Source organism: Streptomyces sp. NPDC006314, assembly GCF_040613075.1.
Classification (GTDB): domain Bacteria; phylum Actinomycetota; class Actinomycetes; order Streptomycetales; family Streptomycetaceae; genus Streptomyces.
On sequence record NZ_JBEXRL010000017.1, the window covers coordinates 1 to 24,018 of the forward strand.

24 protein-coding genes, 2 pseudogenes and 1 riboswitch are annotated in these 24,018 nt (G+C 70.7%); of the genes and pseudogenes, 17 read left to right on the forward strand and 9 right to left on the reverse strand.

Annotated features, from left to right (window positions below):
- Positions 1-215, reverse strand: a 215-nt coding sequence (locus ABZ079_RS26900) for a cbb3-type cytochrome c oxidase subunit I (protein WP_356942026.1), incomplete at its 3' end; no start/stop codon positions are given.
- Between the two features lie 106 nt (positions 216-321).
- On the opposite strand from ABZ079_RS26900, the pseudogene ABZ079_RS26905 reads away from it, so the two are divergent.
- Both ABZ079_RS26905 and ABZ079_RS26910 read left to right on the forward strand, forming a co-directional pair.
- Positions 322-819, forward strand: a pseudogene (locus ABZ079_RS26905) (sigma-70 family RNA polymerase sigma factor); the annotation flags it as partial.
- Positions 820-1,081: 262 nt separating this feature from the next.
- Complete coding sequence (locus ABZ079_RS26910) at positions 1,082-2,062, forward strand: CU044_5270 family protein (protein WP_356942027.1); 981 nt, start codon at positions 1,082-1,084, stop codon at positions 2,060-2,062.
- Positions 2,063-2,066: 4 nt separating this feature from the next.
- Here ABZ079_RS26910 and ABZ079_RS26915 read toward each other — a convergent pair whose 3' ends face one another.
- Both ABZ079_RS26915 and ABZ079_RS26920 read right to left on the reverse strand, forming a co-directional pair.
- Complete coding sequence (locus ABZ079_RS26915; protein ID WP_356942028.1) at positions 2,067-2,915, reverse strand: bifunctional 5,10-methylenetetrahydrofolate dehydrogenase/5,10-methenyltetrahydrofolate cyclohydrolase; 849 nt, start codon at positions 2,913-2,915, stop codon at positions 2,067-2,069.
- A gap of 26 nt (positions 2,916-2,941) precedes the next feature.
- Positions 2,942-3,022, reverse strand: a riboswitch (ZMP/ZTP riboswitch).
- A 304-nt stretch (positions 3,023-3,326) separates the two neighbouring features.
- Positions 3,327-3,692 (reverse strand): nuclear transport factor 2 family protein, encoded by a 366-nt coding sequence (locus ABZ079_RS26920; protein WP_356942029.1) that lies wholly within the window; start codon positions 3,690-3,692, stop codon positions 3,327-3,329.
- A gap of 761 nt (positions 3,693-4,453) precedes the next feature.
- On the opposite strand from ABZ079_RS26920, the gene ABZ079_RS26925 reads away from it, so the two are divergent.
- The gene (locus ABZ079_RS26925; protein WP_356942030.1) at positions 4,454-5,071 is read left to right on the forward strand and encodes a DUF4158 domain-containing protein; all 618 of its coding nucleotides are present in this window, start codon (positions 4,454-4,456) and stop codon (positions 5,069-5,071) included.
- A 66-nt stretch (positions 5,072-5,137) separates the two neighbouring features.
- Positions 5,138-6,025 carry a Tn3 family transposase gene (locus ABZ079_RS26930; protein ID WP_356942031.1) on the forward strand — a complete coding sequence of 296 codons (888 nt, stop codon included), beginning with the start codon at positions 5,138-5,140 and terminating at the stop codon, positions 6,023-6,025.
- 139 nt (positions 6,026-6,164) lie between these two features.
- On the opposite strand, the gene ABZ079_RS26935 is transcribed toward ABZ079_RS26930, so the two are convergent.
- Positions 6,165-7,037 (reverse strand): hypothetical protein, encoded by an 873-nt coding sequence (locus ABZ079_RS26935; RefSeq protein WP_356942032.1) that lies wholly within the window; start codon positions 7,035-7,037, stop codon positions 6,165-6,167.
- A 303-nt stretch (positions 7,038-7,340) separates the two neighbouring features.
- On the opposite strand from ABZ079_RS26935, the gene ABZ079_RS26940 reads away from it, so the two are divergent.
- From ABZ079_RS26940 to ABZ079_RS26955, 4 genes are all read left to right on the forward strand, one after another.
- On the forward strand, positions 7,341-8,609 hold the full coding sequence (locus ABZ079_RS26940) for a recombinase family protein (protein ID WP_356942033.1): 1,269 nt from the start codon (positions 7,341-7,343) through the stop codon (positions 8,607-8,609).
- Entirely contained in the window at positions 8,518-9,606 is a 1,089-nt protein-coding gene (locus tag ABZ079_RS26945; RefSeq protein WP_356942034.1) for an S-(hydroxymethyl)mycothiol dehydrogenase, read from the forward strand. The genes ABZ079_RS26940 and ABZ079_RS26945 overlap by 92 nt, the downstream gene beginning before the upstream one ends.
- Positions 9,606-10,235 carry an MBL fold metallo-hydrolase gene (locus ABZ079_RS26950; protein WP_356942035.1) on the forward strand — a complete coding sequence of 210 codons (630 nt, stop codon included), beginning with the start codon at positions 9,606-9,608 and terminating at the stop codon, positions 10,233-10,235. Before ABZ079_RS26945 ends, ABZ079_RS26950 begins: the two co-directional genes overlap by 1 nt.
- Positions 10,236-10,457: 222 nt before the next feature.
- Positions 10,458-11,372, forward strand: a complete 915-nt coding sequence (locus ABZ079_RS26955; RefSeq protein ID WP_356942036.1) for an SDR family oxidoreductase — start codon at positions 10,458-10,460, stop codon at positions 11,370-11,372.
- 474 nt (positions 11,373-11,846) lie between these two features.
- Here the strand turns inward: ABZ079_RS26955 and ABZ079_RS26960 are convergent, their stop codons facing one another.
- Entirely contained in the window at positions 11,847-12,197 is a 351-nt protein-coding gene (locus ABZ079_RS26960; RefSeq protein ID WP_356942037.1) for a hypothetical protein, read from the reverse strand.
- Between the two features lie 304 nt (positions 12,198-12,501).
- Between ABZ079_RS26960 and ABZ079_RS26965 the strand changes: the two genes are divergently transcribed.
- Positions 12,502-13,005, forward strand: coding sequence for a hypothetical protein (locus ABZ079_RS26965; RefSeq protein ID WP_356942038.1), 504 nt, complete (start codon positions 12,502-12,504; stop codon positions 13,003-13,005).
- Between the two features lie 90 nt (positions 13,006-13,095).
- Here the strand turns inward: ABZ079_RS26965 and ABZ079_RS26970 are convergent, their stop codons facing one another.
- Positions 13,096-13,725 carry a TetR/AcrR family transcriptional regulator gene (locus ABZ079_RS26970; RefSeq protein WP_356942138.1) on the reverse strand — a complete coding sequence of 210 codons (630 nt, stop codon included), beginning with the start codon at positions 13,723-13,725 and terminating at the stop codon, positions 13,096-13,098.
- A gap of 112 nt (positions 13,726-13,837) precedes the next feature.
- Here ABZ079_RS26970 and ABZ079_RS26975 point away from each other — a divergent pair, with 112 nt between their 5' ends.
- The 7 genes and pseudogenes from ABZ079_RS26975 to ABZ079_RS27005 all read left to right on the forward strand — a co-directional run bounded on the left by ABZ079_RS26975 (position 13,838) and on the right by ABZ079_RS27005 (position 19,172).
- Positions 13,838-14,422 carry a dihydrofolate reductase family protein gene (locus tag ABZ079_RS26975; protein WP_356942039.1) on the forward strand — a complete coding sequence of 195 codons (585 nt, stop codon included), beginning with the start codon at positions 13,838-13,840 and terminating at the stop codon, positions 14,420-14,422.
- A gap of 57 nt (positions 14,423-14,479) precedes the next feature.
- Positions 14,480-15,262, forward strand: a complete 783-nt coding sequence (locus ABZ079_RS26980) for a VOC family protein (protein WP_356942040.1) — start codon at positions 14,480-14,482, stop codon at positions 15,260-15,262.
- Between the two features lie 57 nt (positions 15,263-15,319).
- Positions 15,320-16,201, forward strand: a complete 882-nt coding sequence (locus ABZ079_RS26985) for a GNAT family N-acetyltransferase (protein ID WP_356942041.1) — start codon at positions 15,320-15,322, stop codon at positions 16,199-16,201.
- Between the two features lie 332 nt (positions 16,202-16,533).
- A pseudogene (locus ABZ079_RS26990) lies at positions 16,534-16,758 on the forward strand (oxidoreductase); the annotation flags it as partial.
- A gap of 432 nt (positions 16,759-17,190) precedes the next feature.
- Positions 17,191-17,829 (forward strand): maleylpyruvate isomerase family mycothiol-dependent enzyme, encoded by a 639-nt coding sequence (locus tag ABZ079_RS26995; RefSeq protein ID WP_356942139.1) that lies wholly within the window; start codon positions 17,191-17,193, stop codon positions 17,827-17,829.
- Positions 17,830-17,947: 118 nt separating this feature from the next.
- The gene (locus ABZ079_RS27000) at positions 17,948-18,643 is read left to right on the forward strand and encodes a L,D-transpeptidase (protein ID WP_356942042.1); all 696 of its coding nucleotides are present in this window, start codon (positions 17,948-17,950) and stop codon (positions 18,641-18,643) included.
- 337 nt (positions 18,644-18,980) lie between these two features.
- Positions 18,981-19,172 carry a hypothetical protein gene (locus tag ABZ079_RS27005; protein ID WP_356942043.1) on the forward strand — a complete coding sequence of 64 codons (192 nt, stop codon included), beginning with the start codon at positions 18,981-18,983 and terminating at the stop codon, positions 19,170-19,172.
- Between the two features lie 123 nt (positions 19,173-19,295).
- On the opposite strand, the gene ABZ079_RS27010 is transcribed toward ABZ079_RS27005, so the two are convergent.
- The 3 genes from ABZ079_RS27010 to ABZ079_RS27020 form a co-directional block, all read right to left on the reverse strand.
- Entirely contained in the window at positions 19,296-20,681 is a 1,386-nt protein-coding gene (locus tag ABZ079_RS27010; protein ID WP_356942044.1) for a S1 family peptidase, read from the reverse strand.
- Positions 20,682-20,843: 162 nt separating this feature from the next.
- On the reverse strand, positions 20,844-21,674 hold the full coding sequence (locus ABZ079_RS27015) for an SAM-dependent methyltransferase (RefSeq protein ID WP_356942045.1): 831 nt from the start codon (positions 21,672-21,674) through the stop codon (positions 20,844-20,846).
- Positions 21,675-21,725: 51 nt separating this feature from the next.
- The gene (locus ABZ079_RS27020; protein ID WP_356942140.1) at positions 21,726-22,721 is read right to left on the reverse strand and encodes a hypothetical protein; all 996 of its coding nucleotides are present in this window, start codon (positions 22,719-22,721) and stop codon (positions 21,726-21,728) included.
- Positions 22,722-22,794: 73 nt separating this feature from the next.
- On the opposite strand from ABZ079_RS27020, the gene ABZ079_RS27025 reads away from it, so the two are divergent.
- Complete coding sequence (locus ABZ079_RS27025; RefSeq protein WP_356942046.1) at positions 22,795-23,973, forward strand: MalY/PatB family protein; 1,179 nt, start codon at positions 22,795-22,797, stop codon at positions 23,971-23,973.
- The last annotated feature ends 45 nt before the right edge of the window (positions 23,974-24,018 follow it).

Genomic DNA, 24,018 nt, shown 5'->3' on the forward strand with positions numbered 1-24,018 from the left:
AGCATCACGGTGCCGTGCATCGTGAACGCCTGGTTGAACTGTTCGTTCGACATCATCTGCAGGCCCGGCCGGGCCAGCTCGGCGCGCATGAGCAGGGCCATCACGCCACCGATCAGGAAGAACGCGAACGACGTCGCCAGATACAGCGTGCCGATCGTCTTGTGATCGGTGGTGGTGAGCCACTGCACGGCCCTGGTGTCTCTGATCCTCTTCACGTCCCGCCTGTGTCCGCGCCCGGCCGGTGGGTCACACTCGGACGGCGCGAGAAGCATCACGGAAGAAGGGTGTGACGATCCGGGGAGTGCCGGACACGAACCGAGCATGAGCAACGACGAGATCTTCGCCGCTGCCTATCGCGAGCACTACTGGGCGGTCAGCCGCTATGTCGCGAGGCGACTTCAGGGCCGGGCCGGCGAGGTGGAGGAAGTGGTGGCGGAGGTGTTCACCGTCGCCTGGCGGCGCCGCGGCGACCTGCCGGAGACGCCGCTGCCCTGGCTGTACGGGGTGGCCCGGAACTGCCTGGCTAACGCGGTACGCGGCTATGGGCGCCGGCGCCGGCTGGTGGACCGGCTGGGCAACGACGAGGCCGCGCACGGCCGGCACCTGGTGGACAGTCCCGACGCCGAGGCTCCGGGCGCCTGGGTGCACGAGGCGCTGGACCGGCTGTCCCCGGCGGACCAGGAGGTGCTGCGCCTGGCCGCCTGGGAGGAACTCGGCACCGAGGAGATCGCGGTCGCCCTGGGCTGCGGCAAACGCGCGGCGGTGATGCGCCTGCACCGCGCCCGCCGCCGCCTGCGCACCGAGATCGACCGCATACGGCCCGCGGCGACGCCGACCGACTCGCTGCCCGAGCACCGCATGCGGCCTGCCGCTCCGACGGCCGTTGCGTTGCCCGAGCACCGCATACCGCCTTCGGCGACGTCCCCCGACGCGCTGCCCGAGCGGTCACCCGGCGACGGCCGGTGGCCGACAGGTCCCGCCCGCACCGACGCCCCGACGGCCGCGGGGGAGGACGGTTCCGGCCGGCGATCGCCGTGCTCCGTGCCCACCGCCGACGCATGCCCGCCCAAGGACCCCCGCCATGCCTGACGAACTCGACCTCCTGCGCCACGCCAACCCGGTCCCGGCCGACGGCGCCGACTTCGGTGACGGCCCGCTGGATCACCGCGCCGAACGGCGGCTGGACCGGCTGCTGCACGAGCCCCGTCCGACGCGCCGTGCGCCGCGCGCCCGGCTGCTGTGGGGCCTCGCCGCCACCGGTGTCGTCCTCGCGACCGCCCTCGCCCTGCTGCTCGGCGGACCGAACACTCAGTCCGCCCTCGCCGCACCCCGGCCACTCACCGTCCACGCCCACTCCACGCCCGTACCGCTGGCGCGGCTTGCCGAACTGGCCGAGGCCGCCGCCACCGACGGCTCGCCGCGGCTGCGGAAAGGCACACATGCGCAGTCGTGGAGCCTCAGCATGAGCGACGGCGAACCGCCCGTCACCCTCCCCGAGGAGCGCGTCGTGCGCTGGCGGGCGGACGACAGCCACACCGAACTGGTCGTGGCGACCGACCCGCGTCGTCCGGGCCGCCCGGTCCTCACCGACGAGGGCGGCGATCCCCGTGTGGTGGCGGACGGCCATGTCCTGAGCCGGACCACGTACCCGCCGAGCTGGAGCGATGCCCCGCCCGAGGTACCCCCGCCGCACACCCCGGCCGCCCTGCGTGCCTACCTCGCCGAAACCGTGCGCAACGACTCCCCGGGCACCCCCGAACTCCTCGACGGCATCGCGGAGTTGCTGGGCCACTGGACGCTCGGAGCCCGCGAGTCCGCGGCTCTGGTGCGAGTCCTCGCGGACGCCAGGGGCCTGCGGCCCGTGGGACAGGTGACGGACCGGCTCGGCCGCCCGGGACAGGCATATGTCTACGGGGGCGCGGGCGGGGGCGGTCGGCGGATGCTGATCCTCGACCCGCGAACCGGTGCCGTCCTCGGCCTGGAGACGACCTTCACCCAGGACGACCCCGACTACGGGGTGAAGGCCGGTGACGTGATGGAGTACAGCGCCTGGATGCGCTGACCCCTTACGCTCCGAGCTGCCGGGCGGCGGCGTCGACGGTCTGCTCCAGCAGCGTGGCTATGGTCATCGGACCGACGCCGCCCGGCACCGGCGTGATCAGGGAGGCCCGCTCCACGGCCGAGTCGAAGTCGACGTCGCCGACGTTCCTCGGGTTGTAGCCGGCGTCGACCACGACCGCGCCGGGCTTGAGGTCCTGACCGCGGACCAGCCGCGGCCGCCCGACGGCGGCGACGACGATGTCGGCCTCACGAACCGCCGCCGACAGGTCCCGGGTGCGCGAGTGACAGTACGTCACGGTCGCGTCCCGGGCCAGCAACAGCATGCCCACCGGCTTGCCGAGGATCGCGCTGCGGCCCACCACCACCGCCCGCTTCCCGGCCGGGTCGACGCCGTACTCGTCGAGCAGCCGCAGGATGCCGCCGGGCGTGCACGAGACGAACCCCGGCAGGCCGAAGCTCATCGTGGCGAACGAGGCGAAGGTGACGCCGTCGACGTCCTTCTCCGGTGCGATGGCCTCGAACGCGGCCCGCTCGTCGATGTGATCGCCCACCGGGTGCTGGAGCAGAATCCCGTGCACCCCCGGATCGGCCGACAACTCCCGCAGGGTGCCGACGAGTTCGACGGTGGTGGTGGACGCGGGCAGGGCCACATGACGCGACTCTATGCCGGCCTTGCGGCACCGGTTCTGCTTCATACGGACGTACGTCACGGACGCCGGGTCCTCCCCGACCAGCACGGTCGCGAGGCACGGCGCGATGCCCGTCCGTCCGGCGAGGTCGGCGGCCTTCTTCGCGGTGTCCTCGACGATACGGCGGGCGAGGGCGGTGCCGTCCATGAGACGGGCCTGGGTCATGCTGCACACTCCTGAGCTGGATCGACTCTCCTCGCCCAGGCGCGCGGCATCCACCTCGGGCCGCTCCCCGGTGGTTGTCCACCTCAGCGCCAGTCACGGCCCGGGTACAGCGTAACCGAGGGTGGGTGCGAGGAGGGTCGGCCCCTCCGGCGCGGGCGGCGCTCTTCGTGGCCGGCCATGCCGGGTCCGCCGCGCACGCGGCGGCGCAGGGCGCGGGCGCGCTGCCCTCGGCACCGACCGGAGGAGCGCGGCGGACACCGGCAGACCCGCCGCGGAGGGCGGCACGCGCCGCCGATGGCGGCCCCTTCGGGCCTGGCCAGGGCTGCCCGAGCCGAGAAGGTCCAGGTCAGCCGGGTGGTGACCTGAACCCTCGCGACCGTCCTCGAGCCACCTGCCATGTTCCGGGTGTGCCTACTCGTCCCAGGCCTGGATGATCAACTGATCGGCGATCTTGCCGTCACGCAAGGTGACCATCGACTCGGCGAGAACCCGGGTGCCGTCCGCGTACTCGCAGGCCTCGCTGAAGGCGGCGTGGTCGCCCTGCACGACACACCGCTCCAGCTTGTGCGTCATGTCGCGGCTGTAGACGTCGTCCAGCAACTCGGCGATCTGGCCCCGGCCGTGCAGGACGGTGGGGTGGCTGGGCTGGTTGTTGTGGTCGACGATGCGGATCTCCGCGTCGTCGGCGTAGAGCGACAGAAGGGTGTTTCCGGTGTTCCCTTCTATGCCCCTGCGCAGAGTCTCGGCGTCGAAGACGGAGCCTGTCGAGGTGCCCATGGTGACCTCCTTCAGGCGCCCGCGGCCCGACGAGGAACGGGCCGCTCGGGCCCCACCTTCGAGACTCCTCCGGCCCGGCGGCCTCGGCAAGCGCAGGCGGCGCGCTCCGCCTCCCGCGGGTCTCCGGACAGCTGCAACGGTGAAACATCTCAACGCGCTGAACCAGCCGAACCAACGGGAGCAGCCCACGCCCCATCGCGCCGGTGCTCGGTCTGCCGTCCGCCGTCCATCGATCCCGCACCCCGTACCAGGGCCGCCTTGACCGGGACGGCCCTCGCCGCTGTCGGGCCCAGGCCATGCCGGCACGCCGGCCGTCACCTCACACCGGTCCGCACCCGCAGCGCCTGCCGGCCCGGAGCAGGAGCGAAGAGAGACGCAGGGACGTCCGGCAGGCGGCCGGGAAGCAGGCGGGTGAGCGCGCCCCCGGGGCCCGGCTCCAGCCAGGTGCGGGCGCCGTCCTGGAGCAGCCGGCCGACCGCCTCCGCGAACCGGACCGGCGTAGACGGCGCCCAGCTCCCGGCTCGCCGGTCCCGGAGCCCACCGGGCGGGTGGTGATGTCGCAGAGGAGCGGGAGGCGCGGTGCCCGCGGGTGGAGGGTGGCCGGCGTACGGCCGTAGGCGGCCGTGTTCTCGTATAGCTGCCGCCATCCGTCATGTAGCAGAACGTGATGGATCTGCGGTGTGGTTCTGCGCTTTCCGTCCAGGTGGGGCGGGTGGTCGCCACGATGTGGAGATCCAGTTGCTTGAGGCGCGGAGGCATCGGTGCGGCAGGAGTGGGAGCCGGAGGACCTGATCGAGGTCTGGACGCTTCTTGAGGACGAGGTTGTGCGGCTCCGGAACAAGACCGGGGCGAACCGGCTGGGCTTCGCCCTGCTGCTGAAGTTCTTCGAGGTCGAGGCGCGTTTCCCTGAGAGTGCAGGGGAAGTCCCGGCGCCCGCGGTGGTGTACGTGGCTCAGCAGGTGAGGGTGCCCGCCGAGCAGTGGGCCTCGTACGACTGGCAGGGCCGGGCGATCACTCGACACCGTACGGAGATCCGTACGGCTTTCGGGTTCCGGGCGGGTACCGAGGAGGACCAGGAGCGGCTGGCGGAGTGGCTGGCCGCAGAGCTGTGTCCGGTGGAACTCTCTCGCGAGCGTCTGATGGCGGCCGTGGTGGCCCGGTGCCGCAACGACCACGTCGAGCCGCCGGCCCCGGGCAAAGTGCAGAGGCTGGTGGGCCGGGCGGTCACGGACTTCGAGGCCCAGTTCTGCCGCAGCAGTCGCCCGAATTCACCTCGGTGGCCACCCGCGAGAACCTGTCGAAGGACGTGCTGCGGCGCAGGCTGCTGCTGGTCCTGTTCGGACTGGGCACGAACATGGGCATCAAGCGGGTCGCGGTGACCGGCAAGCACGGCGAGTCGGAAGCGAAGCTGCGCAGGGCACCAGCGCTACCGCGGGCCCGGGGTGATGATCTACTGGCATGTGGAGCGAAAGTCCGTCTGCATCTACTCCCAGCTCAAGAGCTGTTCGGCCTCCGAGGTCGCCTCGATGATCGAGGGTGTGCTGCGGCACTGCACCGACATGGAGGTGGACCGGCAGTACACCGACACCCATGGCGCGTCCATCGTCGGCTTCGCCTTTGCCCACATGCTCGACTTCAAGCTGATGCCGAGGCTGAAGAACATCGGCTCCGCGAAGCTGTACCGGCCGGCGGCCGGTCAGGACGAGAAGTGGCCGTACCTCGCGCCAGTGCTGTCCACCAAGACGATCAACTGGGATCTGATCGCCCAGCAGTACGACCAGATCGTGAAGTACACCACCGCCCTGCGCCAGGGCACCGCCGAGGCCGAGCAGGTCCTGCGGCGCTTCACCCGTGGCGGCCCCAAGCACCCCACGTACCAGGCGATCGAGGAACTCGGGCGGGCGGTGCGTACGGCGTTCGTGTGCGACTACCTCGCCGACGTCGAGATGCGCCAAGAGATCCACGAAGGGCTCCAGGTGGTGGAGAACTGGAACTCCGCGAACAAGGACCTCTTCTACGGCAAGGACGGCGACCTGGCCGGTGCGGACAAGGAGTCCCAGGAGGTCAGCATGCTCGCGCTGCACCTACTCCAGTCCGCATTGGTGCACGTCAACACGCTGCTAATGCAGGAGGTCCTGGCTGATCCGAAGTGGGCGGACAAGCTGACCGACGCGGACCGGCGGGCGCTGTCGCCGCTGTTCTGGACGCACGTGAATCCGTACGGCCGGTTCGAGCTGGACATGAACAGCCGCCTCGACTTGGACCTGTCCATCCGGACGACGGTGCCTGGCCCACGCACCCCGCACGATGAGGCAGCCGCGACCCCAGCGTGACACCCGGACTACCGATCCTGGCAGGAGCCGTGATCAAGACGATGTTGCCGGGACGCTTCAGCGCCCCAGCAACATGCTGAGTGGCCGGGCTAATGGAACAGCCGCACGCCCCGGCCCTCGCGGGGCCTTCAGCAATGGCCTATTGGATCAGATCGGTATGCGTATAGCACTTCGGGCAGAAGTAGAGCTGCAGATTATTCGCGTCGGAGACCTGGATACCGGGCGGGTTCGACACAATGTCGTTGTCGATCACGGCGATGGCCTGCTCCTCGTTCGGGACCCAACCCCTTCTGTAGTCGCGGCATTCATTCGAGGCGATGGTCAGCAACGGGCTCATCGCGGAGCCACAGTTGATGCAGAACCGGGCGATGGGATCGGTGAGGCCCCACGGCGGCCAGCCACCGACCTTCCATCCGGGAGCTTCGGACAACTCGGCGGAGTAGAACTCATCCGGTTCCTCATAGGAATCATCTATCTCGACGCCGGCCGCATGCCACGCGGTCCAGTCCCTCAGCTGCTGCTTCAACTCCTCGTCCAGCTCCAGAATGTTGGGGTACTCGGTGACTTGCTCCGGTGCGAGCACGCACGGCTCCGGCGTGTAGCCGTACTGCGCTTCGGTCGGTTTGGGCGGCGAGGCGAGGATGTGGGTGACGTCGGCGGCAGTTCGCCAGAACAGCTCAGTCGTAGGCTTGTACTCCGGCGGGTGCTCAGAGGGACACCACAGCACCTGGAGCAGATCGGTCCGTCCGGGCGGTCGCAGCAGGGGCACGTCGCGCACGTACAGCTGCGCCACTGGCAGAAGGGGAGAGACCGGACCCTCATGCCACTTGTCGCAGTACAGCCATGGCTGTCCGGCGGGCCACAGCAGCGGCCCGCCGACCGAACTGTCGTACGGTGACGGAGAACCGGGGCGGGGATGTAGCCGGGTTGTCGTGCGTGCTAGCGGGGCCAGTTGAGGGAAGATCGCGGCCACGTCGAACGGCCGTGGTGGGGTGGTACGGATGATGCTCATGGCGGCGATACTGCCAGCAGCCTCCGACAATCGGCGTACGACGAGATCAGCCGCGGCCCCGCCCTTCCCGTGCGAAGACCACCACCGCGTCAGCATCGGTACACCGCTCCATCACTCACCAACTCCAGCGCGATCTACGCCGGGACGAGGCATTGAGTCATTCTCATAAACGGCCCTTTGCCCGAGCAAGATCCAACGTGATGGCCTGTCGGCCGCGAAGCGCCGCTCCGGTTCTCAGAACCCGTTCTCACCCAAACGCGGGCTAAGGTATTTCTGAGAATGGTTTGTGACAGCATCCAGGGCATGGCGGCCCCTCAAGAAGGCTCCCCGAGTGACGTGGACGACGTCGAGCGCCACCCCTGCCCGCGCTGCCGGGCCGAACCCGGCTCGCCGTGCCGCTCGCGCTCCGGCGCGGTCGCCGGCGCCTACCACACCGGCCGCTTCACCAAGGTGCCCCGGCTCGCCAAGCTCCTGCGCGTACCCACCCCCGCCGACCGCAGCCCCGGCCAGCCCTGGCGCCCCGGCACCCCCGTCCCGCTCGCCCTCGCACCGGACACCCCGAGCGCCGACATCCGCATCGGGTACGCGCGGTGCTCGACGCTCACCCAGGAACTCCAGTCCCAGCTCGACGCCCTCGCCAAGCACGGCATCGAGCGCGACAAGGTGTTCTCCGAGAAGATCAGCACCCGCGTACGGGTCCGGCCCCAGTGCGAGGCCGCGCTCGCGCTCGCCCGCCAGATCAAGGCCCACGCCCCGCACTGCCGGGTCATCTTCACCGTGTACGAGATGAAGCGCCTGGGCCGCGACGCCGCCGAACTCACCGCACTCGCCGACCACCTCACCGCCCACGGCCTGGTCCTGGAGATGCTCGCCGGACCGCTGCCCGGCATGTACGACCCCAGCGGGCCCGGCCGCCTGCTGTTCGCGTTCTTCGCGGCGATGGCGGAGACCGAACGGGAGAACATCCGCGAGTCCACGCTCGAAGGGCTCGACACGGCGGCCCGCAAGGGCAAGCACGGCGGCCGCCCGCCCGTCATCACCGAGGACATGCTGCACACCGTGCTCCGGTGCCGCGCGAACGGCGAGTCCGTCGAGCAGATCCAGCCCGACCTGATCATCCCCACCGGCAAGCGCAAGGGCCAGGCCCCCAGCGTCGCGAGCATCTACCGCGCACTCGCCGAGCACGAGAAGCAACAGGCGCACCCCGAGGCCGTCGAGCAAGCGCACGCCGACTTCGCCAACCTCCAGCGATCGAGGCACGCGCAGGTCTCGTCCAGGGCTCGCCTCGCAGACCCCTCACGGGGCCCACTTCCACGTGACCGTCCTCGGGTCTCTCCACGGCCTCTCCGGTGGGGTCCGGATCCGCGGCGGCCGCCGTCGGTGGCCGGAAAGATCCACGGTCACCCTCGTGGTCCGCCCCGCTACCGATCGGTCGCGCGTAGGGTCGGCAGGGAAGGCAATCGAAGGAAGGGGCCAGAGCATGGCGCAGGAAGTACGCGGCGTGATCGCACCGGGCAAGGACGAGCCCGTACGGGTCGAGACGATCGTGGTACCGGACCCTGGCCCCGGTGAAGCCGTCGTGCGCGTCCAGGCCTGCGGCGTCTGTCATACCGACCTGCACTACAAGCAGGGCGGCATCTCCGACGACTTCCCCTTCCTCCTCGGCCACGAGGCCGCCGGTGTCGTGGAATCGGTCGGCGAGGGCGTCACCGAGGTGGCACCCGGTGACTTCGTCGTCCTCAACTGGCGTGCGGTGTGCGGCAACTGCCGGGCCTGTCTGCGCGGTCGGCCCTGGTACTGCTTCAACACGCACAACGCCGGACAGAAGATGACCCTAGCCGCCACCGGGCAGGAACTCTCCCCGGCGCTCGGCATCGGCGCGTTCGCCGAGAAGACGCTGGTCGCCGCCGGGCAGTGCACCAAGGTCGACCCGGCCGTCTCCCCGGCGGTCGCCGGACTGCTGGGCTGTGGGGTGATGGCCGGCATCGGTGCCGCGATCAACACCGGCGGCGTTGGCCGGGGCGACTCGGTGGCCGTCATCGGCTGCGGCGGCGTCGGTGGCGCGGCCATCGCCGGGTCGAACCTGGCAGGCGCGGCGAAGATCATCGCCGTGGACATCGACGACCGCAAGCTGGACAAGGCCCGCACCCTCGGCGCCACCCACACCGTCAACTCCCGGCAGACCGACCCGGTCGAGGCGATCCGCGAGCTGACCGGCGGCTTCGGTGCCGACGTCGTCATCGAGGCCGTCGGCCGCCCCGAGACCTACCAGCAGGCCTTCTACGCCCGCGACCTCGCCGGCACCGTCGTCCTCGTCGGCGTCCCCACCCCCGAGATGAAGCTCGAACTGCCGCTCCTGGACGTCTTCGGCCGCGGTGGCGCCCTGAAGTCCTCCTGGTACGGCGACTGCCTGCCCACCCGCGACTTCCCCGTGCTCATCGACCTGCATCTGCAAGGCCGCCTGCCGCTCGACGCGTTCGTCACCGAGACCATCCAACTCGACGAGGTGGAGAAGGCGTTCGAGCGGATGCACCACGGTGACGTGATGCGCTCGGTGGTGGTGCTGTGATGACCACCCGCATCGAACGACTGGTCACCTCAGGACAGTTCACTCTCGACGGCGGCACCTGGGACGTCGACAACAACGTGTGGATCGTCGGTGACGAACGTGAGGTGATCGTCATCGACGCCGCCCACGACGCCGAGGCCATCGCCGAGGCCGTGGCCGACCGCCGGCTGACCGCCATCGTGTGCACCCACGCCCACAACGACCACATCGACGCCGCCCCCGCCCTCGCGGACCTCACCGGTGCCGTCATCTGGCTGCACCCCGACGACCTGCCGCTGTGGAAGCTGACCCACCCGAACCGCGACCCCGACCGGCACCTCGCCGACGGCCAGGTCATCGAGGCCGCCGGCGCCGACCTGACCGTCCTGCACACCCCAGGACACGCCCCCGGCGCGGTCTGCCTGTACGACCCAGGCCTCGGCACGGTCTTCACCGGCGACACCCTCTTCCAGGGCGGCCCGGGCGCGACCGGACGTTCCTACTCCCACTTCCCGACGATCATCGACTCCATCCGCGACCGTCTCCTCACCCTCCCGCCGGAGACCAAGGTCCTGACCGGCCACGGCGACCCCACCACCATCGGCGCCGAGGCACCCCACCTGGAGGAGTGGATCAAGCGGGGGCACTGACGGCCGAGGTCTATCGACGGGTGCGGTCCGGCGGTCCGCTCCCGGGGGGCTGCGGTCGGGTGTCGCGGGTGCCGTCGTCCAGGCGTTCGTGAACGATCGCTGCGGATCGCCGTCGTCGGCGACCGGCCGGTGAAGCGACTCCGCCGAAAACACGACAGAAGATGTCCGGCTTTCCCGTGACAGTGGATGACGACAGCAGTCGCACCGCACAGGAGGCCGGACATGTCAGGACCGCTGAAGGGCAAGGTCGCGCTGGTGGCCGGGGCGACCCGGGGCGCCGGACGGGGCATCTCCGTCGAACTGGGCGCGGCCGGCGCCACCGTCTACGTCACCGGCCGCAGCACCCGCGCCCGCCGCTCGGAGTACGACCGCCCCGAGACGGTCGAGGACACCGCCGACCTCGTCACCGCGGCCGGCGGGTGCGGCATCGCCGTACCGGCCGACCACCTGGACCAGACCGCCGTACGGGCCTTGGTGGAGCGCATCGCTGACGAGCAAGGCCGCCTCGACGTCCTCGTCAACGACATCTGGGGTGGCGAGAAGCTCTTCGAGTGGGACACCCCCGTGTGGGAGCACGACCTCGACAACGGGCTCAGACTGCTCCGGCTCGCCGTCGAGACGCACGCCGTCACCAGCCACTACGCGCTGCCCCTGCTGCTCCGGCGGCCAGGCGGCCTGGTCGTGGAGGTCACCGACGGCACCGCCGACTACAACCGCGACACCTACCGCGTGAACTTCTTCTACGATCTCGCCAAGTCCTCCGTCCTGCGCATGGCTTTCGCCCTCGGTCACGAACTGGGGCCGCGGGGTGCCACGGCGGTGGCGCTGACCCCGGGCTGGCTGCGCTCGGAGATCATGCTCGACGAGTTCGGCGTCCGTGAGGACAACTGGCGCGACGCTCTCGACCGCGTCCCGCACTTCGCCATCTCCGAGACCCCCCGCTTCACCGGCCGGGCCGTCGCCGCCCTGGCCGCCGACCCCGATGTCGCCTGTTTCAACGGGCAGTCCCTGTCCAGTGGCGGACTGGCCCGGGTGTATGGCTTCACCGACCTCGACGGCAGCCGCCCCGACGCCTGGCGGTACCTGGCCGAGGTGCAGGACGCGGGCAAGCCGGCGGACGTCACCGGGTATCGGTGAGCCGCACGGTCTCCCGGTTCCGGGGAAAGGGCGGGGTGAGCCATGGGGAACCGACCAGTGGACTGTGGTGACAGAGACGGAACCGGGGGAGTCGCCGTTCAACGTGGTCGTGCATCAGGAGGTGCGATGACGCCGAGGTCTTCGACAAGAACGGCGCCCCGGTGGGCACGCTTTGAGGCGGCTGCCGGCAGCGGGTCGGTGCGAGCACCAGCAGCGTGCCGGTGCTCGCGGACCATGCAGGAGTCCACGGAGATGTCCCAGTCGATCTCGCCTGCGGCGTAGGCCGCCGCTTGGACTGCTGAAACGGTCGCAGCCGTTCCCACTCGGCGTCTGTCAGAACACCCCGCCCCATGTCCACATCAACGACCCGGATAGTGAGTAGTCACATGGTCGGCCGGACAAGTCCTGGAACCTTGGCGCACCGGATCGGGGCCACGCAGTGCCGCAACTCACCTGCGGGACGCACCAAATCGGTCAGAGCCTGTCGTAGGTGTAGCAGTAGGTCCAGTCGCCGTCCTGCTCCTTCGGCACCCAGCAGTCGGCCACTCGGATCGTGCCGCCCGGCTTGCCCGAGTCCAACTGGGTGCCGGTGATGCGGATCCAGCCTCTCCAGTACCATCCCGGCACGTGGGTGTAGCCGTCGGGAGTGTTGACGCCAGTGCAGGTGTAGTCGCCGTTCTGGTTGCCGCCACAGATGGAGATCTTGTCAGAGTAGTGCGTAGCAACGATCACCTGTTGCCCGTTGGTGCCGGCTGCGGCGGGAGCGGCTCCGGTGAAAACGGCGATACCTGCCACGGCCGCTACAGCCGCTATGCCTGCCGTCATTTTAGGCATGTTGTTCCTCCGTGTGATGCGGTCTAGCGATCTTGAAATCATCGCACGCGAAGCGTGGTGACCTCATCACCTTTTGATCCGAGACGCTTGCGCGGCACGTCCGGCGCAGCCCTCTCACATGGGCGACTGCTGCCGCCCGCGGCTCTGTCCGCTCGAATCACCCAGCGACCCGCGTCCCCAGACCCGCCGGCTCCATACCCCACGGCTCCACCTGATCCGCGGTCACCACGCGACGATCATTGCGGGCAGGATGACCCACGCGGCGAGTGCCGCCGCGGCACCAGGGAGACCCCGCATGGCTGACTGCTATCCGTACCGAATCGCGACCAGGAGAGGCGACCTGACGCTGATCTGGCGGCCCGGAGAGGGCGATGCCCCCGATGGGCTCGTCGTTGACGACCTGGGACGAATCCTCGCGTTCCACGACCGCAAGGCGCTGCGGGAATACTGTGATCACCATGGCTGGGAGCTCGTCTGGGAGGGCGAAGCCACTCTCGATCTGGACGTCGTACGGCGGTGGGTCGAGCACCCCGACCTTGCCCCGGTCACGGCAGGACTGCTGCTGGACGCATGGAACTTCCTCGAAGACCTCTCCCACAGCCTGAAGGCCGGCCCACCCCTCCCGTCCCAAGGACCGATCCACGACAGCGCCTACGAAAAGATCTACGGCGGCGAAGCTCTCGAACCGACCGCTGGCGAGGGAGCCTGGACGGACGAGGAGGCCTCGGCCGTGCGCGAACTCCTCCGCGCGGGGCTGGACCTCTGGGAACAGCTGGTGCACGGGTCCGCAACCGGCTGATCGAACATACGAGTCTTCCGTACGCACCAGCTCGACTGCCGCTGTAGTGAACCGCGACCAACGTCATGCGAGTCCGGACGTGCGGCGAGGTCACGGGGCTGCGGCGGCGGGGTGGTTGGCGAGGGCGGCGGCGAGGAGGGTGCGGAGGTGCTCGGCCTCCGGAATCAGGGTGGCCTCGATCTCGTCGTCGGAGTGGCCGGCCAGGGTGAGTTCCTGGATGCGCCGGAACAGCAGACGGTCCGCTGCGGCGATCAGGGCGGCGGCGGCCCGGGGCGCGATGGCCGGGACGGGATTCGGGGTGACGGCGGCCAGAGTCCTGGCAAGCGACTCCTCTCGCTGGTCGTGCAGTTCGCGCAGCCGGGCGCTGAGGGTGGGGCTGTCGGTGACCATGCGGGCGAACGCGGGGCCGGTGAAGCCGACGACGGGGCTGTGGTCCAGCAGGGCGGTGCGGAAGGACCGTCCCAGCGCGGTGAGCGGCTCGTCGCCGGGCTCCCGCTCGGCGACGGCTCGGGCCAGGCCCTGGGTGAATGCCTCGTGGTGGTCGAGGGCCAACTCCTCCTTGCGGGGGAAGTAGTTGGTGACCGTCTTCTTGGCGACGCGCGCCGCGGCCGCGATCTCGGCGATCGTGGTCTGCTCGAAGCCCTGTTCGGTGAAGAGCCTGGTGGCGCAGTCGGAGATCGTCTGCCTGGTCTCCTGCTTCTTGGACTCGCGGAGCCCCATCTCGGTAGCCATGGAGAAATCTTATACCCGTCGCAAAATTATGCTTGACGGACTGAAGCCTCCTAGGTAAAGTTACATCCGTCGCAAAATTCGCCTGAAGGAACGGACTGGCATGCGCAAGCTCACCTATTTCGTCGGCACCACGATCGACGGCTTCATCGCCGCCCCCGAGGGCGACTTCGACTTCTTCAACCCGCACGTCACCGAGGACTACGTCCCGCACCTGATCACCGAGTACGCGGACGCCCTCCCGACCCCCGCCCGCACCGCCCTCGGCGTCGGGAACGCGCCCAACACCCGCTTCGACACGGTGCTCATGGGCCGCGGCACCTACGACCCCGGACTTGTCGCCGGCCTCACCAGCCCGTACGCCCACCTGCGGCAGATCGTCCTCTCCCGCTCGCTCGCCACCAGCCCGGACCCGGCCGTCGAGGTCACCGCGGAGGATCCGGTGAAGCTGATCCGCCGGCTCAAGGAGGAGGACGGGCTCGGTATCTGGCTCTGCGGCGGCGCCGACCTGGCCGGCCAACTCCTGCCCGAGATCGACGAGCTGATCGTCAAGCAGTACCCGGTCGTGGCCGGCTCTGGCATCCCGCTCTTCCGCGCCGACTTCTCGCCGCGCACCTTCAAGCTCACCGACAGCCGCGTGTTCGAGGGCGGGAACCTCGTCCTCACCTACGCGAAGACGTCCCACTAGCAGCGCAACCGCCCCGCGCCGCACCCGATCCACCACCCGAACCTGCCAGGAGCCATCTTGCGCGTCACCACCTCCACCCTGTCCCTCACCGTCGCCGACGTGGAGACCTCCCGCGACTTCTTCTGCACCCACCTCGGCTACCAGGTCGCCATGGCCGCCGACGGCTTCGCATCCCTGACCCGCGGCGGCGACGCCGCGGCCGACATCGTGCTGCTCCGCAGCGGCACCGAGGTCCTCCCGCCCGGGCAGCGCGAGCGGCACGCCACAGGTCTGATCCTCGCGCTCACCGTCACCGGCATCGAGGCCGAGGAGCAGCGTCTGCGCGAGGCGGGCGCCCCCATCACCATGCCGCTGCGTGAAGAGCCCTGGGGCGAGCGGCTGTTCCAGCTGACCGACCCGAACGGGATCGTCGTCCAGCTCGTCGAATGGGCCACCCCCGAGGAGCCCACGCAGACCGAGAAGCCCGGCATCCGCGTGCTCACCCCCGCCGCCGAGAACGTCACCGAGTCCCCGAACGCCCGCATGACCGGTCTGGCCGCTCCCAGCCGTGGCAGCACGGAACTCAGCACCTGGACCGTCGCGATGGAGGCCGGCCAGACCGGCCCCGAGCACCTCATCAGTCGCGAACAGGTCTGGACGGTGACCGTCGGCGTCCTCGAAGTCACCTGCGACGGCCGCAGCGAGAAGATCACGGCCGGGCAGACGTTCGTCCTCCCGCCGAACGCGCTCCGCCAGGTCCACGCCCCGCAGGCGGCCGAGGCCCACGTCGCCATGCTCTCGGACGGCGTGGCCTCCGTCCCCGGCACCGAGGGCACCCGGGTCCTGCCCTGGGCCCGGTGACGGCCCCACGCAGGACGAACCCCACCCCTGGCACATCCTTCCCTTGACGGAGACGACTTGTCCGTACGCATCACCGCCCTGTCCGCCCCCGAGGAGACCTCCGCCGGGCGCCGCCTGGGCTGGCTGGCCTCTGACCCCGACGGCCACCCCGTCGGGTCCGCCTCCCTGCAACTTTTCACCAAGGAGGGGCAGCGTCACCTCGCCGAGCTGGACGTTCAGGTCCACCCGGCCGAACGGGGCCGGCGGGTGGGCTCCCTCCTGCTCGCGGCGGCCGTCGCCGCCGCCCGCGAGGACGGCCGGCGTGCCGTCATATCCCGGGCCCAGTCCGACTCTCCCGGCGCCGGCTTCCTCCTCGCCTCCGGTTTCCGCGCAGTGCTGGCCCTGACCTATGCCCGACTCCCGCTGGCCGACGTGGACCTTCCCGCGCTCACCGCCATCACGGAGAATCCGCATGCCGGCTACCGGCTGGCGGCGTGGGAGGGGATGGTGCCCGGCGAACTCGCCGACACCTTCGTGGCGTCACGCCGCGCCATGGACGACATGCCGGTGGGCACCGTCGACTACGGTACGGTCGTCTGGGACCTCGATCGGGTACGGGCAGCGGCCTCCGTCATCGCCGCACGCGGGGACGTACTCCACACCGTGGCGGCCGTCGACCGGTCGGATGGCTCCATCGCCGGCTTCACCGAACTCGTCGTCCCCGGCAGCGGGACGGGCGACGCCCAGCACTACGGAACGGCGGTGCTGCCCCAGCACCGAGGTCGTGGCCTCGCCCGCTGGATGAAGGCCGCCTCGATCGTCCAGGCGCGTGAACGTCACCCCCGCCTCGGCGGCCTGCTGACCGACACCGCCGACAACAACCCGTACATGCGGCGCGTCAACGACGAACTCGGATACCTTCCGACGCACACGGCCCACGAGTACCAGCTCGACCTGTAGGCGGCTGGCGCAGCGGCCTTGCACCGCCCGGCCGCAGAAACGCGCCTCGGCCCGGGCGCCGGCTCTGAGCGGCCTGCCGCACCGCAGGCACCGGCGTACATCTCCCCGGCCCGCCCCGCCTTCATTGGGCGGCTTCGGGCTGGTCACGGCCACGTTTCCGCCGTACGCCGCGGGCGTCGGACCGGCGTGCCGGTTCAGTCGTCCTGGTCGTCCTCGACGGCGTCCGAATCCCGGAGGTGGCGCAGGGCCTGGCCGCTTGCCCTGATGCCGAACAGGTGGCAGCCCGGGAAGTTGATGTGCCGGTCCTTGAGCGGCGAGAGCCGGGCTGGGCGAACCTCGTGGCGCCGGGCACGGTCCGCACCCCGGCGTGGGAAGGACGCCGCGACCTCGGTGCCGTACGCGCCCTGTACCCCGCTCGGCCGGGTCGGCGAGTCCGAGGACGTCCGCCGCCCGCGGTCGCCTTCCTCGCCTCCCGCTGCGCCGCCCGGAGCACCGGCACCACCCTTGTGGCCGACGGCGGTCTCACCGCGGTGAACACCGGCTTCCAGGCGGCCGTGCGGCACTTCTCTGAGTGTCGGCCCGAGGCCGCAGCCAGCGCGTCCAGCACGCGCACGGTGTCGGCCCCGGCGGTGCGCCAGTTGCTGAACGCGGCCGGCCCGCAGGCCGGGCACCCCGCCGCACACCGTCGCCTTCACCCACGCCACCCCGGACTCGGCGGCCGCCCGCGCCGGGGCGCCCACCCGCTCCGCTCGAGGATCTTCCGGTGCCCGGCGCGCCGGGGGTGCCGCGGAAGCGCGGTAGAAGGAGCGACCGGCCGTCGGGCGGTGGCGGGCGGGGGCAGATGCGGCCGCTCGGCGGCCCGGGGGAGACCCGCCGCGTCCCCGACCGTGACCAAGTACCGCGACTGCCTCAACCCCATAACGGATCATGCTGGGTGCGAGACGGATCATGTCTTGGACTTCCCGACTCCGCGACAACACCCTGGAGGCATGGGGAAAGCAGCAGACACCGCAGACACAGCCGCCGCCATCGCCGCGGAGCGTCGTGAACTGGCCGATCTCCTGGAGGCGTTGACGACCGCGCAGTGGGAGGCCCCCAGCCTGTGCGCGGGCTGGCGGGTACGGGAGGTCGTGGCGCACATGTCCATGGGGTTCCGGTACCCGACCGGGAAGGTGCTGCTGGAACTGCTCAAGGCACGCGGCAGCCTCCACCGCATGACCGACCGGCTCGCCCGCAGCGACGCTGCCGCCCACAGCGACGCCGATCTCGCCGCCTTCCTGCGCACCCACGCCCACCACCCCTGGAAGCCCCCGGTCGGCGGCCTGGCGGCCGCCCTCGGGCACGACGTCGTCCACGGCCTGGACGTCACCGTCGCCCTGGGCCTGGACCGCGCGGTACCAGAGGACCGGCTGCGGATCCTGCTCGACGCCGTCGACCCGCGCGCTTTCCGTGTCTTCGGTACGGACCTCACCGGTGTCCGGCTGTGCGCCGACGACCTCGACTGGTCCTTCGGCGCGGGCGCACCCCTGCAAGGCCGCGCCCAGGACCTGCTGCTGGTCGCCTACGGCCGCAAGCTCCCCGCCGGCCGGCTGCGCGGTGACGAAGTTCACCGTTTCGTCACAGCCTGACCGGAACCACAACCATCGCCTCCCCGGACAGGTCTAGTAGTCCGACATCGCGGGAACCGCGCAGGGAGACACCCCGGGGAGGCCCTGGGGAAAATGGGGAGAAGGGGAAGTGTCCGACATGGGGGACATACGTAGACGAGGTGTCGTGGCGGCGGGCGTCACCGGGTTGGTGGCGCCGCTCGCGCTCGCCTTCACCGCCGCACCGGCCCAGGCCGCGAGCTGCACCACGCAGGCGGGGCCGTACCAGAAGCAGGTGGAGAAGTTCCTGGGCCGTCCGGTCGACGGCAAGCAGTCCGCCGCCGACTGCAAGGCCATCCAGGCCTTCCAGGACAGGCACGGCATCACGCCCGACATCGGCTACGCCGGACCCGTCACCTGGGGTGTGATGGATCTGATGAACAAACAGAAGGCCGTCGGGAGCAACCCGAACAAGGACGGTAAGTGCCCGGTGAACAAGGGCCGTATCGCCTGCGTGAACCTCACGCTCCAGCTCAGCTGGATCCAGGACGGCAAGAAGCTCGTCTACGGCCCCGTACCCGTGCGCACCGGCCGCGACGGCTACGAGACCCGCACCGGCCTGAAGAGGATCTACTGGCGGGACATCGACCACGTCTCGAACATCTACGACGTGCCGATGCCGTACAGCCAGTTCTTCGACGGCGGCCAGGCCTTCCACTCGGTGGGCCTGAGCATGTGGAATCCCCCGGGTTCGCACGGTTGCGTCAACATGACCCCGACGACCGCCAAGAAGTACTGGTCGCTGCTGAAGAACGGCGACGACGTCTTCGTGTACGGCCGCAAGCCGGGCACCTGAGCGCTCACGCCTCAGGTGCGTCCCCGAGTCGGGGATCGCCAGCCGGACCCCGCCCTGCCGTACCGACTCGTGCGCGATGACGCCCGGCAGGGCGTGGCGGGCGGCCACCCACTCCTGGTGAACGACTTCGTCACCGCCGTCCACACGCGCACACCGCCGCCGGTCAACGTCGGGAGAAGGCCTGCCTGGGTTCCGGCAGCTCGCTGATGTCCTTCACGCCCTTCTCGTCCTGCCGCAGCGCCAACGAAGGGCTTGACGCATTGACGTGATGAGTAACACGGTCCGAAATGTCCATAACGCGCGCACTTACTCACAACGTCTTCACCTCGATCGGCATATGCTTCACAGCATGTCCACCACTGTTGAAGCCGTCTCCGAGCGATCGGCCGCGGAGGTCAACGAGGAGATCCGGGCCCTGTGGCTCCGGTCGGGCGGGACACTGACGACCGAGCAGCGCGCGGAGTACCAGCGCCTCGTGTTGGAGTGGGCCGCCGCGGCCCCCCGGTCGCGGCCGCACCGGGCGGCCTGAACCACCCGGCACACACCGCGCCGTACCGTCCCGGGCACCCGTGAGCGAACGAACGGGTGCCTTCTCATTGCACCCCCGAGCCCGCGGCGGCCCCTGAAGCCCTGGGCCCGGCCGCCGCCCCTGTCAGCCCCACGTGGCCGAGTAGTGCCGCTGATACGCCTTGCGGTCCTGCTCGGCCCGGATGAAGCGGGTCGCGACCAGCGCGATCAGACTCCCCGCGATGACCAGCAGGCCCGGTCCGATGTTCCGGGTGTCCGTCAGCCGCGCCAGCAAGGTCGTCCCCTCCGAGGCACCCGTGACCGGCGCCGCGGAGCCCGGCGAGGCCGCGCTGGGAGCCATCGCGCCCTGCGACGCGGAGGCCGACGGCGCGGTGGAGGGCGGTGCGCTCTGAGCCCCGCCCGCGTTCTGCGCCGACGCGATCAGCCGGACCCCGAGGGTCGCCATCGCCTTCGTCACCGGCTGGAAGAACGTCGTCCCGCCCGTCGTGCAGTCACCGTTACCGCCCGAGGTGACGCCCAGGGCGATGCCCTCGGAGAACAGCGGGCCGCCGCTGTCGCCGGGTTCGGCGCACACGTTGGTCTCGATGAGCCCGGTGACCGTCCCCTCCGGGTAGTTGACGGTCGCGTTCAGCGCGGTGACCTGGCCGTCGCGCAGTCCGCTGGTGCTGCCGCTGCGGAACACCCGCTGTCCCACCGCCGGATCCGCGGCCCCGGTGATCCGTACGCCCTTGCCGCCGCCGATCGCGACGACGTCGGCACCCGCACCGGCCTTGCCGGACGCGTACTGAACGAGGGAGAAGTCGCTGCCGGGGAAGGCGGTGTTGACGGTCCTGCCGAGCTGCTGGTTTCCCTGGTTGTCGGCGAACCAGGTGGATCCGGCGGGACCGCAGTGACCGGCCGTGAGGATGAAGTCGCTCTGCCCGTTGGTGACGTTGAAGCCCGCCGAGCACCGGCCGCCGGTCGACAGGATCGGCTGGGCCCCGTTCAGCCGGGTGGTGAAGGTGCCCTTCCTGCGTTCCATGTGCACGAAGCTGCCGATCTTCGTGGCAACTTGGGTCATCCGGGACCAGTCACCGGCGGTGACCGTGCTGTCCGCCTGCACCATGACCCGGTTGGTGCGGTAGTCCACCGCCCACGCCGTGCCGGCCACACGTGGCGCCGAACGCAGCGTGGCGGTCGCCGACTTGAGTTCGTTCATGCTGTGGGAGACGACCTTCGCCGCGGCTCCCGCCCGCCGTACCGTCCGGGCCGCCGCGTCGTCGGTCACCGCCACGACCGGCCGCCCGTCGGCGCCGATCCAGCTGCCCGCCGTCCGCGCGGTGCCGAGCCGCGCCACCAGCGCCGCGCCGGTGTCCCCGGCGCCACCGGCGGAGCTGAGCGGTCTGGCGGAGGCCGGAGGGGTCTCGCTCGCCATGGCCGCCTGGGTGACCATCGCGCCCCCCAGCAGGAGTCCGCCGACCGCCGCCAGCCGTGTCACTCGCCGGACGACCCGTCGTCGTGCGTGCCGCATGCATGGCTCCCGAAGCCGAACCCAGGTGCGCGATGCCCGTCCCGGCATCGCGGGGCCCTCGGTCGTCGAGGACCCGTTCCTCCATACGGATCCGGCGCCGGCGGCGTTCACCTACGGCGGTACTCTTCCCGCGGTGCGCTTCTCGCGTTGCTCGCTCGGTGTTCAGTTCTTGCGGGCCACCCCGCCGAACATGGCGACCTCCTCGGGCTCGCCCCCGTGTGCGTGCTCCGGGCGCCAGCGGGAGCAGGACACCACACCCGGCTCCAGCAGTTCCAGGCCGTCGAAGAACCGCACCACGTCCTCGGGGGTGCGCTGGGTCAGCTTCGGAGTGCCGTGCTCGTTCCAGAACTTCACCGCCTCGTCCACGTCCGGCATCGACGGGCTGGTGATGGTGTGCGACAGCACCAGGTGGCTGCCCGGCGGCAAACGGTCCACCAACTGCCGTACGAGACCGTACGGGTCCTCCTCGTCGCCGATGAAGATGACCACGCCGAGCAGTATCAGCGCCACCGGCTCGCTGAAGTCCAGTGTCCGCGCGGCGTGGTCGAGGATCGCGTCGACGTTGCGCAGGTCCTCGTCCAGATAGTCGGTGCGGCCCTCGGGCGCGCTGGTCAGCAGAGCCCGCGCATGGGCGAGGACGAGCGGGTCGTTGTCGACGTACACGATCCGGGACTCCGGCGCGATGCCCTGGGCGACCTCGTGCGTGTTGTCGGCGGTGGGCAGCCCGGTCCCGACGTCCAGGAACTGCCGGATGCCCACCTCACCGACCAGGTGCCGCACCGCGCGACCGAGGAACAACCGGTCGGCGCGCGCGTACTCCCCGATGCCCGGGTGCAGTTGGCGTATCTGGTCGCCCGCCGCGCGGTCGACCTCGTAGTTGTCCTTGCCACCGAGCCAGTAGTTCCAGATCCGGGCGGTGTGCGGCTGGCCGGTGTTGATGCGGGCGCGCAGCGACACGGCCACGTCGTCGGTGGCTGCCGGGTTGTCGGTCACGGGGGTCAGCTCCTGGATGCCAGAGGGCGATTGCAGCATGCAAGACGCAATCTAGACGGCCGAGTTGATCCCCGCCGCCCGTCCGGGATTTTCCAGCGGCGGACCGATACTCGCCCAGTTCACCGTGTCCCCCCAGACCGACTCGGCCCCGACGTACGGCCGCAGGCGCGCGGTGAGGACCGGGTCCCCGTCGCCGTCCAGGGTGTCGGAGGCGATCTTGCGGGCGATCCCGGCCAGGAAGTCGGCGATCTGCACCCGGCCGTCGTCCCGGGAGTCGACCAGCCGCAACCCGCCCAGCCCGATCCCGTCCCGCCGGGCGGACTGCACGATCCGGGCGATCCGCCCCGGTGTCAGCGAGTTCTGCTGATCGTGCACCAGCGTGACGGTCCGCCCGCCGGCGCTCCAGTGGGCGGCCGTCAGCCGGATCGCCGGGAACAGCGGGTTGAGCACCGGAAACAGGGGCGGTGTGCGCTGCACCCGCAGCCGGTAGGCGTTCGCGCGCGGCCGGGCGGCGGCGAGCCGCCGCAGGACGCCCGCCGCCTCGGTGTCCGGATACGCCCGGCTCAGCGCGTCGACGGTCCGGAAGAACGGTGCGCCGGCGGCGGCCGGGTCGCCGTCCGGGCGGACGCGCAGCAGGCGGTTCGCCCCCTCCAGGAACTCCCGCCACTCCGCCGCGCCGAAGGTGCGCGGCCCCCGCCGGTACAGGGTGCGGGCCTGCGCCGCATCCTCCAGCAGCAGCCCGACGACCCGGTCCACGACGAAGTACGCCTTCTCCGTCAGATGCACATGGGCCCGGCCGTGGATCGGCCCGCCCTCGGCCAGCAGCCACTCCAGCACCGCCCGGTGCTTCTCGCGCAGCAGATGGTTCGCCTTGTACTCCTCCGCGGGCGACCGGATCCGGCGCCGGATCTCCCGTACGCACTCCTCGGCCACGTCCGCCGGCAACGCCACACTGGCGTGCGCGAACACCGCGGTGTTCCCGCCGACCAGGTTCTCCCCGTCCGATCCGGACTCGTCACAGGCGACCTCGGGGAAGCCGCCGTCCACAGCGGCCTCCGACCACCCGTCCGTCCCCGTGTCCGCGTTCCCGCTCACGCCGCAGCCCCCTATCTTGAGCCCCATGACCAGCATCCCGCACGACACCCCCGGCGAACCGGACCCGCTGCGCGCCCTGGACCTGGCGCGGCTGCGACGTCGTACGAGTTTGAAATGGCGCACCTACCCCGAGGACGTGCTGCCGTTGTGGGTGGCCGAGATGGACGTCCCGCTCGCCGAACCCGTCATCCGGGCCGTCACCGACGCGCTGGCCCTCGGGGACACCGGGTACCCCGTCGGCACCGCCTACGCCGAGGCGCTCGCCGCCTTCGGAGCCGAACGCTGGGACTGGCACGGGATCGCCGTCGAGCGCACCGCGATCGTTCCGGACGTGATGCTCGGCGTCGTCGAGATGCTCAAACTGGTCACCGGGCCCGGCGATCCGGTCATCGTCAACTCACCGGTGTATCCGCCGTTCTTCCAGTTCATCACGCATATGGACCGCCGGGTGGTCGAGAACCCGCTCGGCACCGGTCTGCGCATCGACCCGGCCTCGCTGGAGGAGACCTTCCGGCAGGCGACGGCGGGCGGCGGACGCGCCGCCTACCTGCTGTGCAGCCCGCACAACCCCACCGGCACCGTGCACACCGCCACCGAACTGGCGGCCGTCGCCGGTCTCGCCGAACGGTACGGCGTCCGGGTCGTCGCGGACGAGATCCACGCCCCGCTCGTCGCCCCCGGCGTCACCTTCGTGCCGTACCTGAGCGTGCCCGGCGCCGAACGCGGCCTGTCCCTGATGTCGGCCAGCAAGGGCTGGAACCTGGCCGGGCTCAAGGCCGCCGTCGCCCTGGCCGGGCCCGCGGCCGGAGCCGACCTCGACCGCCTCCCCGAGGAGGTCGGCCACGGCCCCAGTCACCTCGGCGTCATCGCCCACACCGCCGCCCTGCGCGACGCCACCGGCTGGCTCGACGCCCTGCTGGCGGGGCTCCGGGCCAACCGGCACCTGCTCACCGGCCTGCTGGCCGAACACCTGCCGGCCGTCCGCCTGCACGCCGCCGAGGCCACCTACCTCGCCTGGCTCGACTGCCGCGCGCTCGGCCTCGGCGACGACCCCGCCCAGGTCTTCCTCGACCGCGGCCGGGTCGCCCTCAGTTCCGGCCTGCCCTTCGGCACCGGCGGCGCGGGACACGTACGCCTGAACCTGGCCACCTCGCCCGACATCCTCACCGAGGGGATACGGCGCATGGCGGCGGCGCTGTCGTGACCAGGTGGCCCGTTCCGGTCATCCGGCCCTCCTCGACCGGCGGGC

What these genes read in the sequence shown, in the direction of transcription:
- ABZ079_RS26930 (WP_356942031.1), top strand. Translation starts at nt 5,138, where the DNA reads ATGATCTACTGGCATGTGGAGCGAAAGTCCGTCTGCATCTACTCCCAG.
- ABZ079_RS26950 (WP_356942035.1), top strand. Translation starts at nt 9,606, where the DNA reads ATGACCACCCGCATCGAACGACTGGTCACCTCAGGACAGTTCACTCTC.
- ABZ079_RS26960 (WP_356942037.1), bottom strand. Translation starts at nt 12,197, where the DNA reads ATGACGGCAGGCATAGCGGCTGTAGCGGCCGTGGCAGGTATCGCCGTT.
- ABZ079_RS26940 (WP_356942033.1), top strand. Translation starts at nt 7,341, where the DNA reads ATGGCGGCCCCTCAAGAAGGCTCCCCGAGTGACGTGGACGACGTCGAG.
- ABZ079_RS26910 (WP_356942027.1), top strand. Translation starts at nt 1,082, where the DNA reads ATGCCTGACGAACTCGACCTCCTGCGCCACGCCAACCCGGTCCCGGCC.
- ABZ079_RS26920 (WP_356942029.1), bottom strand. Translation starts at nt 3,692, where the DNA reads ATGGGCACCTCGACAGGCTCCGTCTTCGACGCCGAGACTCTGCGCAGG.
- ABZ079_RS27025 (WP_356942046.1), top strand. Translation starts at nt 22,795, where the DNA reads ATGACCAGCATCCCGCACGACACCCCCGGCGAACCGGACCCGCTGCGC.
- ABZ079_RS26995 (WP_356942139.1), top strand. Translation starts at nt 17,191, where the DNA reads ATGGGGAAAGCAGCAGACACCGCAGACACAGCCGCCGCCATCGCCGCG.
- ABZ079_RS26970 (WP_356942138.1), bottom strand. Translation starts at nt 13,725, where the DNA reads ATGGGGCTCCGCGAGTCCAAGAAGCAGGAGACCAGGCAGACGATCTCC.
- ABZ079_RS26935 (WP_356942032.1), bottom strand. Translation starts at nt 7,037, where the DNA reads ATGAGCATCATCCGTACCACCCCACCACGGCCGTTCGACGTGGCCGCG.
- ABZ079_RS27000 (WP_356942042.1), top strand. Translation starts at nt 17,948, where the DNA reads ATGGGGGACATACGTAGACGAGGTGTCGTGGCGGCGGGCGTCACCGGG.
- ABZ079_RS26965 (WP_356942038.1), top strand. Translation starts at nt 12,502, where the DNA reads ATGGCTGACTGCTATCCGTACCGAATCGCGACCAGGAGAGGCGACCTG.
- ABZ079_RS26915 (WP_356942028.1), bottom strand. Translation starts at nt 2,915, where the DNA reads ATGACCCAGGCCCGTCTCATGGACGGCACCGCCCTCGCCCGCCGTATC.
- ABZ079_RS27010 (WP_356942044.1), bottom strand. Translation starts at nt 20,681, where the DNA reads ATGCGGCACGCACGACGACGGGTCGTCCGGCGAGTGACACGGCTGGCG.
- ABZ079_RS27005 (WP_356942043.1), top strand. Translation starts at nt 18,981, where the DNA reads ATGCTTCACAGCATGTCCACCACTGTTGAAGCCGTCTCCGAGCGATCG.
- ABZ079_RS26975 (WP_356942039.1), top strand. Translation starts at nt 13,838, where the DNA reads ATGCGCAAGCTCACCTATTTCGTCGGCACCACGATCGACGGCTTCATC.
- ABZ079_RS26945 (WP_356942034.1), top strand. Translation starts at nt 8,518, where the DNA reads ATGGCGCAGGAAGTACGCGGCGTGATCGCACCGGGCAAGGACGAGCCC.
- ABZ079_RS26955 (WP_356942036.1), top strand. Translation starts at nt 10,458, where the DNA reads ATGTCAGGACCGCTGAAGGGCAAGGTCGCGCTGGTGGCCGGGGCGACC.